The sequence below is a fragment of the Heyndrickxia sp. MSNUG genome (genome assembly GCF_049532715.1).
Classification (GTDB): Bacteria; Bacillota; Bacilli; order Bacillales; family Cytobacillaceae; genus Mesobacillus.
Genome location: NZ_CP150978.1, coordinates 729,248 through 745,494, shown reverse-complemented (window position 1 = coordinate 745,494; position 16,247 = coordinate 729,248). Strand labels below are relative to the sequence as shown.

At 44.2% G+C, this 16,247-nt stretch carries 10 protein-coding genes; all 10 read right to left on the bottom strand.

Annotation, left to right across the window (positions count from 1 at the left end):
- Nucleotides 1-85: 85 nt before the first annotated feature.
- Nucleotides 86-1,042, bottom strand: a complete 957-nt coding sequence (locus AABM38_RS03675) for an alpha/beta hydrolase (protein ID WP_423409187.1) — start codon at nucleotides 1,040-1,042, stop codon at nucleotides 86-88.
- A complete protein-coding gene (locus tag AABM38_RS03670; protein ID WP_423409186.1) occupies nucleotides 1,023-1,592 on the bottom strand; it encodes a helix-turn-helix domain-containing protein in 570 nt (189 codons plus the stop codon). The genes AABM38_RS03675 and AABM38_RS03670 overlap by 20 nt, the downstream gene beginning before the upstream one ends.
- Nucleotides 1,593-1,923: 331 nt before the next feature.
- Nucleotides 1,924-3,522: an aspartate:alanine exchanger family transporter gene (locus AABM38_RS03665; RefSeq protein ID WP_423409185.1), complete on the bottom strand. Its 1,599-nt coding sequence runs from the start codon at nucleotides 3,520-3,522 to the stop codon at nucleotides 1,924-1,926.
- Between the two features lie 391 nt (nucleotides 3,523-3,913).
- On the bottom strand, nucleotides 3,914-5,881 hold the full coding sequence (locus AABM38_RS03660; protein WP_423409184.1) for a beta-propeller fold lactonase family protein: 1,968 nt from the start codon (nucleotides 5,879-5,881) through the stop codon (nucleotides 3,914-3,916).
- A 57-nt stretch (nucleotides 5,882-5,938) separates the two neighbouring features.
- Nucleotides 5,939-8,020 (bottom strand): hypothetical protein, encoded by a 2,082-nt coding sequence (locus AABM38_RS03655; RefSeq protein WP_423409183.1) that lies wholly within the window; start codon nucleotides 8,018-8,020, stop codon nucleotides 5,939-5,941.
- Nucleotides 8,021-8,330: 310 nt separating this feature from the next.
- Nucleotides 8,331-9,401, bottom strand: a complete 1,071-nt coding sequence (locus AABM38_RS03650; protein WP_423409182.1) for an aromatic acid exporter family protein — start codon at nucleotides 9,399-9,401, stop codon at nucleotides 8,331-8,333.
- A 171-nt stretch (nucleotides 9,402-9,572) separates the two neighbouring features.
- Nucleotides 9,573-10,562 carry an L-glyceraldehyde 3-phosphate reductase gene (gene mgrA / locus AABM38_RS03645; RefSeq protein ID WP_423409181.1) on the bottom strand — a complete coding sequence of 330 codons (990 nt, stop codon included), beginning with the start codon at nucleotides 10,560-10,562 and terminating at the stop codon, nucleotides 9,573-9,575.
- 24 nt (nucleotides 10,563-10,586) lie between these two features.
- On the bottom strand, nucleotides 10,587-11,522 hold the full coding sequence (locus AABM38_RS03640) for an aldo/keto reductase (protein WP_423409180.1): 936 nt from the start codon (nucleotides 11,520-11,522) through the stop codon (nucleotides 10,587-10,589).
- Nucleotides 11,523-11,603: 81 nt separating this feature from the next.
- Nucleotides 11,604-14,543 carry a carbohydrate binding domain-containing protein gene (locus tag AABM38_RS03635; protein WP_423409179.1) on the bottom strand — a complete coding sequence of 980 codons (2,940 nt, stop codon included), beginning with the start codon at nucleotides 14,541-14,543 and terminating at the stop codon, nucleotides 11,604-11,606.
- 363 nt (nucleotides 14,544-14,906) lie between these two features.
- A complete protein-coding gene (locus AABM38_RS03630; protein ID WP_423409178.1) occupies nucleotides 14,907-16,235 on the bottom strand; it encodes a glycoside hydrolase family 30 protein in 1,329 nt (442 codons plus the stop codon).
- Nucleotides 16,236-16,247: the final 12 nt, after the last annotated feature.

Here is a 16,247-nt window from a genome sequence, read left to right as displayed (position 1 = left end):
TACTGCGTTTTTATTAATGAAAAAGCAAGAAAACGAAACAAAGTAAAAAGCCCTTTTATAGACAAAAGGACTTTTTCATTGTTTCTTATAGGTATCTATTTAGCCATGCTGTCAGATGCTTGACGGCTTCAGGGTGGAGCGGCTGGCCGATTGTTTTTAGGTAGTCCTTTTTATACGTTGTTGGTGAGATTGGCGTAAGCTGTACCTTCAGGCCGTGATCCATGTTTTCAATGACATGCGTTTCGTATTCACCCTGGACGAATTCCTCCACTCGCTTTAGGTTCTTCGGGTTTGTCTGCCAATCCTTCGAGCCGCTGATGGCGAGGACAGGGCAGGTCGCTTTTGCCAGCGCTTCTTCTATATTCAAGGCAAAATGCTCCCTGAAATATTTTGCCGGCATTTTGATAAAGCCCATTGTTTTCACGACGTCTTTATCAGATGTTAGCATTTTTTGGTAGGTTGACTGTGCTTGTTTCTCCCCTTTTTCAAGCGTATTGAACGTTTTGATGATAAATCCCTGGAATCCCTTCTTTTGCGCGAGTTCTTTAAAAGTAACTTTTCTTTGGAAATCGAGTGCCTCTCTTAAGGTCTCACCGCCGCCAGACAGGAGAATCAGTCCAGCTGCAGGCCTTCTTGCATTGAGTGCCGTACCGACCATGCACCCTTCGCTATGACCGGCAATAATCAATTTGTTCGGATCCACTTTCGGATGATTTGCCAGCAAATCAAGTGCGGCTTCTGCATCATTCATTGCATCGGACAGCCCCGCGGTATGAAAGTCCCCTTCACTTTCACCGACACCTCTTTTATCATAGCGGAATGTGACAAAGCCAAGGGATGTGCACAGTTCAGCGAGATCTGCATAAAGATTGAATTTGAACTTACCCTTTGGTGTGCTGCCATCACGGTTCAGCTGCCCGGACCCTGGGAGGAAAACAATCGCTGGGTAGCTTAGCATTCCTAAGTCTGGAATCAACATTGTTCCTTTAAGATTCACATCACTTTTAAATGAAATTTCTTCTCTAATCATCTGGGCGTTCATTTGTATTCCCCTTTGCACTGTTATTTTGGGTGGTTAATATATTGGTAATCGTCCGTTTCTTACGGTCCGCTGCTGGCTCATTCTGGAGCAGCGGGGTGATCAGCTCTACATATTTCCTGATGAATTCACTGTATTCCTCGTCGCTGGCATATAAACTCGCCATCCTGAAGCTGACCATATCCTTTTCAAAATCATAATTCGGCTGCCGGATGTATTCTTCAAAGTTCATTAATACACTGCTAAGGAACCTTATAAAATAGTTCAGGTGTTCATCTGGTCCACTTTTAAGCAGTTCTTCCCTTGAAAGCAACTGGTTGTTTTGAGGAAGTGCGTACACCTTCTCGACCGTCCCCCGCACTTGATTCTCGTCCACGACCTCAATCACTTTTGCTTCAAGCATTTTTTTTAGATGGCGATACAAGGTGGCCTGGGGAACTTCAGTCAGCTGCTCCGCTATTTGCTGTACCGTCTTCCTCCTTCCGCTGGCTAACGTCTGAAGAATCTTCATTCGAACTGGATGTAAAATTAAATCTGCTTTTGTTTCCTTCATCGAAATCACCTGTTGTATTTGAATTTGCGAATATTATCATTATCAATAATGATAATATAATTGGTTTTGAAAATAATGTCAATATACTTTGGTAAAATTTTCTTCAGTGCTGAATGATTTGGGCTCCCTACCTTAAAGGGACTTGCTGAGTTTTTCTATTAGAGATTAGCCTGTGTTCTATGTATTCAGGCATAGAACCTTTTTTTTCGGTCTGCTGGCAATTTTACGGGCAAGCAGGATCTCTCTACGTTTCCTTTTTGGCATCCAGATACTTTTCCGGATACATAGAAAAACTCCCGCAAGTTTTTAACCTCTGCGGGAGTTCAACCTTTTATAAAAAGAACACAAGGACTTGTGAAGCGATTGCTACTGATATTAGTGCAAATGGATAGGCGGCTGCATACGCAATCGATGGATCCTCGGTATCCATCAGCTGATTCGCTGCCCCCAGGCCTGGAGTGCTAGTCATACCGCCGCAAATCGCTCCAAGAGAATGGATCACGCTTAATCTGAGCCATTTTCTAGCAAGCAAATAACCAGCGAGCATCGGGACAATCGTTATAATGGCGCCGCCGATCAACAGGCTGAAACCTTCTTGCTGGATGACCTTAACAATCCCCTGTCCAGCGGTCGTACCCGCTCCGGCCAGGAACAGGACGAGTCCGATATCACGGATGACCTGATTGGACGGCTGATAGTATCTAGCGTGGATTGGACCTAGCTTGCCAAAGTGGCCAATGATCAACGCTAAAAATAGCGGCCCGCCGGCGACCCCGAAAGTAATCGTACCGAGTCCTGGTAAATGAATAGGCACCATCCCAACAAGAACACCCAGCAGCAGGATAAGGCTCAACGAAAGAATATGGATATTTGTAATGGTAAGCTTCTTTCGGCTGAAGAGCTTTTCTACATCATTCAAGCGGTCCTGGCTGCTCACCAATGTCAGTACGTCTCCCCGCTCCAAACGCCATTTCGGATTCTGATTGAACTCAAATCCTCCGCGCTCGATCCTTGTTACGGTCACCCCGTAAGTTCTTCTTAATTGCAGCTCTTTTATCGTCTTTCCAATCAGCTCCAATGCATCCACCGTCACTTTGCGAAGCGTGACATTGTCGTGATTTTCAGTGTTCGTCTCTACTTCTCGTCCAATATCTTTGCATAGCATATTCAAGTCCTTTTGCAAACCAACAGCAACGAGGCGGTCTCCTTTTAAAATAACGGTATCATTAAGGGCAATGATATTCCGGTCACCGCGAATGACGCGGCTTATGACCACTGAATGATATCGATTGAACTTAAGTTCTTTTAGCGTACGTTTATTAATTAATGGTGCTGTAACCTCTATGGTCATGACTTCAGGAGATTCATCATTGCGAACAGGGCCTGATTTCTTTTTTAAATCCTCCGCTAAATCAACTTTCAATAATCTAGGTAAAAGCTGAACGAAAAGGACAACAGCAAGCACGCCAAAGGGATAGGCAATCCCATATCCGACTGAGGCCAGCGGATCACCCGTGGCTTCAAGCGCGGCTGCCAAACCTGGTGTACTCGTGAGCGCCCCAGTCATTATGCCAATGCTAAGGGCAGGCGATAAATGGAATAGTTTAGATACGACAATCGTAGTGACAGCAGCAATCACGGTAATCGCAAGGCCGATGATGCCAAACACCATTCCGCTCGTTTTCATCATCCTGAAAAAGCGCGGACCAGCTGACAATCCAACCGCTACAATAAACATACCCAATCCTAATTGTTGAATGACAGGTGAAACCTGATAACCAAAATGGCCAAATATCATTGCCGCAAGCAAAACCCCGGATGTGCCGAGGCTCAGTCCGCGAATTTTGATTTCTCCTATCGCAGATCCTACAAATAAAATCGCAAACAATAAGATTAATGGTTCTTCTAGCAAACCCAAAATGCCTTCCATGTTGATTCCCCCGAAATTGGATCTATGTTGAAATATTTTAGTTTGTGAATTAATTAACAATATCTATAACTTAGAATATCATGGTGGATGTCCTTTTCATCATGAAGACATTGACGAATTTATTACAATTACAAGTTGATATTGTTGATAATTGTGGGAGCATGGGGACGTATCTTATGCTTCCACAATCTTATTGGAAACGTTATGCAAAACCCAGCAGCATTCCCTCTTCTGGACATTCAGCTGGGATTTGATCTCTTTCTGGTCACGGCTTCTCAAATGTAGTTAATCCGCGATTTAGAAAGATTTCTGTTTTGCCAGAGTTTCTAAAAACTCCCTAATTCGAGCCATAAAAAAGCTCCTCTTATCCAATAAGAGGAGCTTAGCAACATTACTCAATCGAACTAACATATTCAGCAATTTTAGCGATTTCGCCTTTTGTTAAACCTGAGACTTCTTCAGTTTTATGGCGGCGGATGGCTTCCTCAAGTGTTTTCGCGCTGCCATCATGGAAATAAGGAGCAGTTGCCCACACTCCTCTTAATGTTGGCGTATCGAAGGACTTATTGTCCCTCGGGTTTTTCATGGCCGCCCTTGCATCCCCGGCAGAGTCTACATCCTTTGGATTTGAAGTCCCGATATCGTGAAGAAAATCCTTGTTATTGGTTGTTAACTTTCCACTGGGATCCACAGCACTCACGCTGTCAGTGAAGTTTTCACCGCCATGGCAGGTGATACAGCCGCCCTTGCCCTCGAACAGCTTCTTGCCCTCCAAGGCTGCATCGGACAGTTCTCCATCCTTTGAACGATAAGGACTTTTCGGAGGAGGAAAGGATTCAGGATTATCCAAGTAAGCAAACATCGCATCGTACATATGCTTCACATCTTCAGGGAGCGGTTCACCGGGATTGTAATCCATCATCCCGCCCATTTCACCCTGTACCGTCAGGAGGTAATCCTCAAAATCGTCTCGGCTGCCATCCCACATGAATAATCCATTTTCCGTTGTCCTTACATTGCTCGGTACATTCCTTGGCCCTTTTGGCGTTGTCAGCGTCTGGCCATTCATATCTCCATCCGCATGGCAGGATGCACAACTCATCCAGTTGTTCCCAGTGATATTCGTTGCATATTCATCACTGTTGGCACTGTAAAAAATCGTCTTCCCTTCCCGTTCGAGCGGGTCCATTGAATCCTTTGAGATAAGTGCAATGTTTTTACCCGTTGCTTTTACCCGGGAATATGAACTTTCACCGCCAGCGTTCAATACAGCGAGGTCATGACTCATCGCATTGTGCACATACAGGCTTTTGCTGTCAGGGGATAAGACCGCCCCTCTTGGATTGTTCCCGGCAATTCTCCGGACAAGCTGGGTCGCGTTACCTCCGCGCTTTAGATCAAAAACAACTAAATCCTCGCTTCCGGACATAACTGCATACGCTTTGCTGCCATCCGGCTTAAAAACAACGTCATAAGGATTGGAAACAATCATCGTCTTATTCTGGTTATCAGTTACATTTATTTCTTCGAACAGATCTTTTCGCTCTTCTACGATTTCCTCATCTTTTTCAAGATCAAGGACCGAGATTGCCGGGAAAATGGTTTCCTCGAAATGAATCGGTGTATCGACATTCGTTAACAAGTGAGGAACCCATGCCGTTTTACCATCAGGACTGATGACCAATTGTTCAAGCGTATTCGGAATTCCCTGGCTTTTTTTCTGATCCTTTTTATCAGGAGAATTTGCCAGCTGAATCTCTTTTACTACCTTATTTTTCGACGTGTCAATGACAGATATCGCACCACTTAAATAGTGAGGCACATATAACTTATCGCCATTTGCCGTAATAGCAAGCGTCCGCGGACGGTCGCCCACTTCGATTTCCTTTACCTGCTTCCTGTTCTCAAGGTCAAAAACAGAAATGCTCCCCGAACGATAATTGGAAGTGTACAATGTTCTGCCATCCTGGCTTGTCACGACCCCAAATGGTTCAATGCCTGCAGGAATGGAATCGATAACCTTCTTTTCCTTGATGGAAACAATATCAATCTTGTTATCTAGCATACACGCGACATACAGATATTTTTCATCCGGACTTAATGTCATCTGCCTAGGCTCTTTTCCTACCTTCACTTCCGCTAAAACCTTTCCCTTTTCAGGATCCATGAATGAGACAGTATTGATGTCGATATTGGCTGTATAGACGGCAGATCCGTCCTTTTTCATAAGAATGTTATTGCTGTTCACCGCATAGTCGCGGGTGCTGCCAAACTCCATAGCAACGCCCGCCTTTTCCGTGCAGCCTGCAATAAATACTGTTGTAATGGTCAATAAAAGGAAAAGAATCAGTTTCTTCATTGGAAACGCCTCTTTATGAATGATTTCGTGTTCATGTAACACGTAAAAGATTTACCATTAATGCTTCTTGGTGATTTCAACAGGCAGAAGAACAGGTGCAATTCCGTACTTGCCATGTCCAGCCTGGATCTGCGGTACATGATCGTTATCCGTATTTTCTGATTTGCCTTTTTTCAAGTAGAAATCGCCTGTATCCCAGAATTCACTGGCCTGCATGCCTTCTTCAAGGGAAGGACCATCGATGACACGGTCAAAGAAGTCGGTGTATTTTTCTGTGATCACATCAACTTCCAAAGGAGCTGGCTGCTCTTTGTCGCTGTCATTGTTACTTAAATTGTTGATCGCGACCCGGAAGACAGCAGCCACTCCGCCCACAGTATAAGCATCATACTTCATTTCGTCCTTGCCAGTTTTATAGGATTTCAGCTCATCATCCCACAGGTTTTCATCCATCGCGACATAAATTCCCCGAGCTGCTTCACGGTACTTATCATCGAAAGTTGCGAGGTAAGCTGCTGTCAGACCACGAATCGCTCCTAATTGTGCCTGTAAGGAAACTGCCTGGTCAGCTCCAGTTCCGATTGTATAACCTTTTGCTGCCAGACCGTTATCCATGATCAATTCATTTATGATGAAATCGGCTTGAGCCTTGATCAGCTCTTTTGCACGTTCGCCTTCTTTTGTTTTTAACCCTTCTGCTGCATCTCCGCTTGCATAACCAACAGGCAATCCATCAATTGCCCTCTGGAAAATACGAAGTGACTCAACGGTGTAGCCGGCCTGGAACGTGTCAACATAGTTCCCTTGTTTCGTTCCATCATTTTCAGTGACGAATGCTCCGGCTTCTTTATTGAAATGCATGGCGTCAATGTTTTTAAATACGTGTAAAAGTACATCTTTATTGACTGTATACGGATCGGTCGAAGCAATATCATTTGCCGGATCCCTATCCAGATTTTCTTTTGGCGCTGATGGATATGGATTGCTGTCAAACAATGCATGGAACGATGGTGCCACATTTTTATTCTCTGGGCGCTGGTCCGTCATTCCGTAAAACTCTGATGCCGGCCATAGCATGAGCCACTGGTCATTAAGCAGGCTCCGGCTGTCTGATAGTTTCATAGACTTGGCGTTCGGCATCATCTCATTGCCATCTTCTTCAACTTCGATTTTATGAGGCAAAAAGACGAATCCTTTAGATGGATCATACTGGCTTCCAAAACCAGCTGACGTCAATTCTTTCCCATTATAAAAAAGTCCGTTCTTGATGAAATTCAGCTTATTCCAAATGCCTTCCACAAGGAACATTCCCTGCATGCCATCTGGTGAGCTAACGCCAAGCCTGATATTATCATCCTGATCATCATTTGGTGTCTCGCCTTCAAGCTCTTCATCCTTGTCGACCGTATGATAACCGCCAAGGAAGTCACCAGCCCAAAGCGCCTGCTTCAAAAATGTTCCGCCATAAGCTGCCGGATTCAAGACTTTATCCATTTTTTCCCGGCCCCAGCGAAGAGATTTGAAGTTTACTTGATAGTTAGGGACATATGTATCTCCATCACCTGAAGCATACTCCTCGGTATCCACTTTCTCTATGTAATGGGGGTCTCCTTTTGAATATTCGATCAAGGTCGGGAACATATTCGTGAAGATTTCCTCTTTTGGGTAGCCAACGGCATCTGCTAGCTCATAATATCTCTCCGCAAGCATTTCGGGTGCTTCTTTCCCTTTTTGTTTTGCCATTTCACCGACAACCGGTCCGTTGATCAAATGAAGTCCAAGGCCTGATTTTTCTACGACCTCATACATCGCTTCCTCTGAATATTCGTATGCCTCAATTCCAGCGGTATAATCGAATTTTGCCGGCTGATCGACTTTCTTTGAATCGAGAATATCAAGGTCGACACCAAGTCCCTCTAACAGCGGCTCGCCTGCTAATTCAAATTCCGCATATGCAAACATGTTTCCAGCTGTATCAAAATTATAGTCAGTAACAGAAACTGAATATGGCTTTTCTGCCTCAGATGTCTTTTTCGGGGAATCTTCTTTCTTCACACTATCTTCTGTACATCCTCCGGCAAAAAGCAAACTGCCTGTCATTGAGATGGATGCCGCTCTTTTCCAAGCTCTATTTTTCATTTCAACCGTCCTCGCTGTAATTGATAATGATTTTCATTATTATTGATAACGATTATCATTATACATTATGTTCTCTTTCTGAACAACATGATTTTAACAGGTTGGCCTTTTTCCTTTTTGAGTTGTTCTGGGAACCTCCCTCATAACAACTCGTCACGCTTTTTTCTCATTGAGTTGTTCTCGGACTCCTTCTCATAAAAAATAACCCTGGCATTAAACCAAGGTTACACGCATTATTTCTTTCCTATTAAACTCATTCATAATAAAGGCAGAAACCCTATCAGATTTCAGTTATTCATTGCTAGTTACATTAATCCGAGCTTATTTCAGCTGATTTCCATGATTGGTCCAGCAGCTTTTTATGCCTATGCTCAAGCTGATGAATGTGATTGAGTTCTTCAAGCAGATCATGGATGGATAAAAATTCATAATAAATAACATTTGCATAAGAGAAACGGTGCGCACTTTCATCCCTTGCTTCAACTTCTTTTTTAAACAGTTTCAATAATTCACCAGAGAGTGCTTCATGATGGTCATCGATTTTGAAATCCGGATGATGCAACGTCGATTTTATGGATTTACTCATTCTTGTGATTACGATTGTTTTTTCTTTTTCAAGTTGGATAGAAGGAATTGCCAATAGATTCCCGACATGATAATGGATTTGCCTTAATAAAGTCAGCTTCTTGTATTCATAATGGAATTCCCTCATGTCCTTCCTGCTGAATGCATGGAGCTTCCATTCCTGCTTCTGGTACCGGCACAGTGTTTCGATTCCCTCGACATTTTTTAAAATCCTCCGGAAATCAGATTTAGTTACCGGATGGAGAGGATGATGCTTGACGATTTCTTCCCCGCGCATTTCAATGAGATTGCCGGTCTCCAAAATCAACTGCTGAATCTTAAACTGAATTGTATTTGAGTAATCGGGCCTAATCATAAGCAGGTTGACCAGTGTCGAGACAGTCAGTCCGGTTAAAGTCGTTCCGAGACGGATAAAAAAGGATGACATATAGTGGTCATTTACCGTCGAAACCATCGCCACTCCTGTCAGGACTGCCACCAATGCTCCATCCTCCAAATGCAGCCTGTGGCAGACAATGATCGTTGCGACGGCTACCAGCATGTAAGTAATCGGACTGTGGCCGAATGCAAAATTGAACACAACGGAAAAAGCTGCGCCAATTGCAGAAGCTGGAAATCTTACATATGCCTTTTTTATTGAATCAGCCGCCGTTGGTTCAATGGTGACGATGGCTGTAATAACCGCAAACATCGGCGGCCAATCAAGCAGCTCACAGATGAGCGCAGTCAGGAAAACAGCAATCCCCGTTTTCAAAACCCTGCCGCCGACAAAATTGATTTTTTTTAGTAAAGCCATGGGACATTCCTCATTTTAAAATCCTTTTCAAGCTTCATTATAACCTAAAGAAGAAATGTCCCAAAAAGAAAAAAACTCCTCTTTCCAATAAGAGGAGTCCACACAACTAGTTGATTAGATCTGTTCCTTTAAAATTTGGTGAAGATGATGAAATCATTATCGTAAAGGACATCATCTTAAAATGTCATCTATGCGCCTCAATTCCTCTTCACTGAATTCAAGGTTTTGAAGGGAAGCTACATTTTCTTCAATTTGACTCACCTTGCTTGCGCCGATTAAAGCGGAGGTGATTTTACCGCCTCTAAGCACCCAGGCCAGTGCCATCTGGGCAAGAGATTGTCCCCGTTCCTGCGCGATTCCGTTAAGCTTGCTTACTTTTTGCAGGACTTCTTTAGATACATCTCGTTCGTTGAGGAAACTGTTCGGCTTTAGTGCTCTGGAATCGTTTGGAATGCCATTTAAATAGCGGCTGGTCAGCAATCCTTGCGCCAACGGTACAAACGCAATTGCTCCTGCTCCTTCCTCTTGTAGGAGATCAGTAAGGCCATCCTCAACCCAACGGTTAAGCATCGAGTAGGCAGGCTGATGGATTAGCAACGGTGTGCCTAGATCCTTTAGGATTTTGATTGCCTGTTGCGTTTCCTCAACTCCGTAGTTAGAAATCCCGACATATAATGCTTTCCCCTGTCTCACCACATGATCCAAAGCCATCATTGTTTCCTCAATAGGTGTCTCCGGGTCCGGACGGTGGTGATAAAAAATGTCGACATAATCGAGTCCCATTCTTTTTAAACTTTGATCAAGGCTGGACACGAGATATTTCCTCGAGCCCCAATCTCCGTAAGGACCTTGCCACATGCCATAGCCCGCTTTTGTTGAAATGACCATCTCATCACGGTACCCGGAAAAATCCTTTCTAAGGAGCGCTCCAAAGTTCTCCTCAGCCGATCCCGGCGGGGGTCCATAATTGTTGGCAAGGTCAAAATGAGTGATGCCCAGGTCAAAAGCCTTCCTGATCAGCGCCCGGCCATTCTCGAAAGTATCTTCCCCGCCAAAATTATGCCACAGCCCAAGTGAAATGGCCGGCAGCTTCAGACCGGATTTTCCACATCTGTTATAGATCATAGAATCATAGCGATTGTTGTTAGGTTGATAAGCCATTAGTTAAACCTCCAAATTGTTTTTCTACCACCCCAGAGGGTTCGTTTGCAGCTCTTTTTCCCACATCATTTCAAGCTTTTTCACTTTATCCGCTGAAATACTTGCGGCGGTTGCAGATAAATTCTCGGTCAGCTGCTCAAGATTCTTTGTCCCCGGGATCACTGTTGAAACCTCTTGATAATGAAGAATATATCTTAAGGAGAGCTGGACCATGGTTTCCCCTGGTTCCAAAGCTTCCTTGACAACTGGTAACAGCTCGGCTCTTTTCTTAAGCTGCTCCCCGTCCCACCGACTGCGTATATCTGTAAATACACTTCTATCGTCATATTTTCCTGAAAGCCATCCGGAATCAAGCGGAACTTTTACAATCAGCCCAACATTTCGATCAGCCGCTTTCTCGAAGGCTTTTCTTGGCTCTTGATGAAAAATGTTGAACATTACTTCAATGACCTCGCTGCTTGTAAAATCCAACAGTGCCTCCATCTCTTTGGCAGAATCAATCGAGGCTCCGAAAGCACGAATTTTCCCTTCTCTCTTCAGCGCCTCCAATTCCATAAAATGTTCTGTATTTCCGGTTAGGCATTCAAAAGGCGGGTTATGCAGTAAAATGGAATCAAGATAATCCGTATTCAGACGACGTAAGCTATCTTCTACCGAGCTGCGGATATTCTTCGGGTCAAAATTCACTGTTTGATCAGGCTGATGTCCAAACTTAGTGTTAATAACAACATCAATTCTCTTTCCATGGAGCGCTTCCCCGAGAATGGATTCACTCATTCCTCCACCATAATTCGGGGCTGTATCAAAAAAATTGCAGCCTTGATCCAGTGCTTCATGTACTAATCTGACTGCCGCTTTGTCCGACATATTGCCCCAGTCCCTTGCATTCCCAAGCTGCCAGGCACCAAACCCTATTTCTGAAACCTTCATCCCGGTACTTCCAAGCTGTCTGTACTTCATTTTCTCCCCTCCACATTAGCTTCAATTTAAATTGACAGTGAAAAGGGCAGAAACCATTGCTTCTCTGCCCCTTCTGTAAAACTAGTTCTTTATAATGGTGACATTATCAAGATAGACATTTGTTGCCGCATTACCGCCATTAATATTCCCGAGTTCGAAGACGATTTTTCCGTCGTTATATGTTTCCTCGTTCATTACAAAGGTGATCGTATATTGCTTCTTTTCACTCGTTAAATCAATGGTTTGTGTTGGCATATAGCTGATAAACCATGGTTCATTGGTTAGCTCTTTGCCGATATTGACATTCACTTTCCTCGGCTGTTCTGCTCTCGCTTCAAACGTAACCGTATAGGTGGCACCATTTTCAAAAAGCAGATCCTTCTGGAACACTTGCGGAGCATAGGAGGCGCCGCCAACCTGGGAAATCGCGACTTTCAATTCTCCAGCTTCAGCAGTCATGGTACCTACGCCATAACCGCTCCACTGGTCTCCCCACCAGCTGGACCAATCTGCTGTTCCATTTAAAAAATCACCGTTGTCGATTCCAGGAGTTTTGACCGGCTCCTCCTGTGTCGGTGCATCCTTTACTTTTAAAACCACGTCGTCTACATACACATCATGGCTGCCGACTGGGGACAATACGTTTTTGCCTAGAAGCATCTTGAAGGCAGCAAGATCATCTTGAGGCATGGTGAATTCATATGTGTATTGCTGCATTTGATTAGTCAGTTCAACTATTTTACTAAAAAACCTTGTGTACTGAGCGTTTTCAACCGTAACCTCAGCCTCTCTATTATTTGTAGATCGAGCCTTAAAGGAGAACTCATACACTACATCCTTAGCAAGGTCTAAGTTCCCCTGTTCCAAAAGAACACTCCATGTTTCATTTCCTTCATTTGTGATTGCTGCTTTTGCTTCTCCATTTTCAACAATGATGCTGGCATCGGCATCATAATGGATGTATTGGCCCCATGAAGAGAGGCCATCTGTGAAACTTCCATTCTTTAAAGGAGACAAGTCAATGTTCCCATAGTCAGGTTTGTTTGATGTCTTCAGCATGACCACATCATCCAAATAGACATCAGCGTCCCCCTTACCAAAGTTGAAGACGATTTGAGCTTCCGGGTCAGACAAGTCTTCTTTCATTGTAAAATTGAATGTTTTCTCTTCCATGTCAGTTGTGAGCTCAATCGTCTTAATTTCTGAATAATTTACGGTACCATCCACATTGACAACGCTCACCTGAATCGTTCTCGGCATATCAGCTCTTGCTTTAAAAGAAACCTTATAATCATTTCCTTTTACGAGATTCAGTCCTTTTTGGTCAAGCAGGACAGCTTCAGGATAGCTGCCTCCATCTTCAATTGCCACATGTAGTTCACGAGCGTTTTCAGAAACAGATGCCGTTGCAGTTGCATCGTCGACCGTGAAATTCCAGTACATCATCCGGTCCATGCCGCCCTGGTCGAACGTTCCGTTATAAATGTGGTTTCCATTAGGCAGGGGTTGTTTTGGTCCATTTTCGTCTACAGGAGTACCCGTGATATCCTCGACTCGAACATTTCCGATCCAAACTGGATTTATACCGTTCCCGCCAAGATTGAACTCAAGCCTAGACGCAATATCTGTGTCATTCAGCATATCAAAGGTAAATTCATAGCTTTGCAGTTCACTCGTCAGATTAAACGATTCTTCATTCGAGTACTTAACCCAGCCCCTTGAAGCACCTGCTCCCGTCTTCACCATGATATTCCTTGGTGCTGTTGATTTAGCGTCAAAGCTGACTTTGTACTTGCCGCCATTGGCGAATGAGATGTTTTGAATCATTTGCAGGGAATAGAGCTGCGATCCTGGATTTAAAATATCCGTTCTTGCAAAATTCTTACCATCGATTTCTTCCACTTCTAAGCTGCCGGCTCCTCCGAACTCTGGTAACGTCACAAAATTCCAATACAGTGGATCCAGATCCATCCCAGGTTGATCCACTACTGTTAATGGCATTTGATAGTCTTGGTCGTAAACGAAATTGCCATCCTCGAGAGGTTGTTTCGCGTCTGCTGGCAACTCTACAGGGCCAGACACTGGTTCCACTGGTTCACGATAGTCGCGTTTTTTCAGGTCATAGACCCTGACATAATCAACTTCCATTTGACTCGGGAATTTCGTTGTCTCGTCAACTTCCCCGTCAAACCAGCCGCCAACTGCGAGGTTCATAACTAAATAGAATTCCTGGTCGAATGGTGCAGGATAGGAAAAATTCGCAGCATTATCCTTTCCTTTTGAATACCATTTGTTCTGAGTTTGATAGAGTTCTCCGTCCACATACCAGCGCAGCTCTCCCGGTTCCCACTCAAGTGCATATGTATGCCACTTGTCGATTCCTCTATTTTCAGGAAGTTCGAATTCCTTACCTATATACTTATTATTTGGCCAGCCTTCACCATAGTGAATCGTTCCCGAGACAGTATTAGGTCTGCTGCCCCATGCTTCCATGATATCGATTTCACCTGAGGCCGCCCACGTTCCGTATTTGTCTTCTTCAGGCAGCATCCAGATTGCTGGCCATAGACCCTTGCCAACAGGAAGCCTCGCTTTGATTTCATAGCGTCCGTACTTTTTGCTGAACAGTCCTTTTGTCTTCAGTTTTGCTGAAGTGTAGTCGTATGTCCCGAACTGATCGGTTACCTGCTCTTTTTTTGCTTTTATGACGAGCTTGCCATCATCGATAAAAGCGTTTTCATTTGAATCCGTGTAATATTCCTTTTCATTGTTGCCCCATCCCGGTGTAATGCCGTTACCATTTTCGTCTACGATCCAGTTTCCAATGTCATAAGTCCACTTGCTCCGGTCAATTTCCTTGCCGCTAAATTCATCAGACCACACAAGGGACCATTCTGATTTGTTGTTTTTCCCGTCTTGCTTCTTTCCGTCTTTTCCATCAGCATGCCCAACTGGAGCTGCGAAACTTGTACCAGGCAGAATCATCATTGCACTCAACAACACGGCCAGTGTTTTTTTCAATTCTGTTTCCTCCTTCTTGTTTTTTCGGGTCACCAAGACGTCTTATTGGTGACCTTTTTTTCCACTGCTCGTTCTTTTTGGTCACCTAGGGACCTTATTTATTGACCATTTTTTCCACTGCTCGCTCTTTTTGGTCCTAGGGAACTTATTGATGACCATTTTTTCCACCGCTCGTTCTTTTTGGTCACCTAGGGGCCTTATTGGCGACCTTTTTTTCTACTTTTCTGGCTTTTTGGTCACCAAGGTGCAAAGAGTGTACAGGTAAAAAAACACCACCTCCCTTATTTCAGCTGTCATCTTAGTAAATAAAACGATTTTGAAATCACATGGAGGCAGTGCGGTTTATTTGTCAGTTAGTTGATATCAATTTTTTACAAGGAAGGTGGTAATGGAATGTTCCGGTAAAACGGCAGTTGTCTTTTCTCCGCCTAGCGAAATCGTGATCGTTTCGGCTTGTTCTCCGTCATTCATCACGACTGCAACGATGCTGCCATCCTCATTCTCAAAAGTGACGGACTTCAATGTCTCATGGTCTAGTTCATGTCCGATTCTTACTGCATTTGGCTTGATGTATTTGCTGAAATGGCCAATATAGTAGTAGGAGCTGTTATAGTGAACTTCGCCTGTCTTCGTATCGACAATGACCGGTGCATCGCAGTAATTGCCGACATGGTTCGGGCCGCCCTGTTCGTTAAGTACGATGTTCCAGTCGATCCAGCCTTCAAGCCAGTTGTTGATATCGCCCATGATGTTGCGCGCATACCGTTCGCCAGTATGCCATGCGCCTAACTGAACTCCGCCTTCAATACATCCTTCGGTAAAAATAAGGTGCTTATCCGGGAACGCCTCATGGATTTTGCTTAAGTTCTCGAATTCCTCGGACACATACCAGTGGATGCCTGTTCCCCAAATATATTTAGAAGCTTCAGAATCAGATAAAATCGTTTCTGCCCGTTCATAGGCGATATCGCGGTTATGGTCCCAGATAATGATTTTCTTGTCCTCGAGCCCTTCTTTTTCCATGATTGGACCTAAGTGGTTTTTGACGAAATCACGTTCCTCTTCTGCTGTGTATCTGCAAGAGTCCCAAACTTGTGTGGCTTCTGGCTCATTTTGGACCGTGATTCCCCAGATTGGGATTCCTTCTGACTCCATCGCCTTGATGTACTTTGTATAGTACAAGGCCCATGTATCATTGAATTCCGTCTTCAGCTTCCCGCCGTGATTCATTTCATTATTTGTTTTCATCCATGCAGGAGGACTCCATGGAGAGGAGAGGATCGTTAATTCTTCTCCCCTTGCTTTCACGGCATCCTTGATCAGCGGCAGGACGTATTTTTTCTCACGGTCGATCGAGAACGTTTTTAATTCTGTATCATGATCTTCCACATATGTGTAGTTCTCCAGAGCAAAATCACAGCTGTGGATATGGGTTCTGCCAAGGCTGTAGCCAAGTCCTGTTTCCGGGTTAAAATAGCTGTCTATTACTCTTGCGCGATCTTCTTCCGGGATTTGGGCAAGGGTATAGGCAGCTGCCTCTGTGAAGGCTCCCCCAAAACCAATGAATCTTTGATACTTCTTTTCTGGTTGAAGCTTCAGCTCCACTTCAGCGTTTACTGCAGCTGGAATATTCTCTTTTTCCGCAAATCGCTCACCTGTATTTTTGGCGGTTTGTATGATTTTCATTTCCATGGACCGGCACCC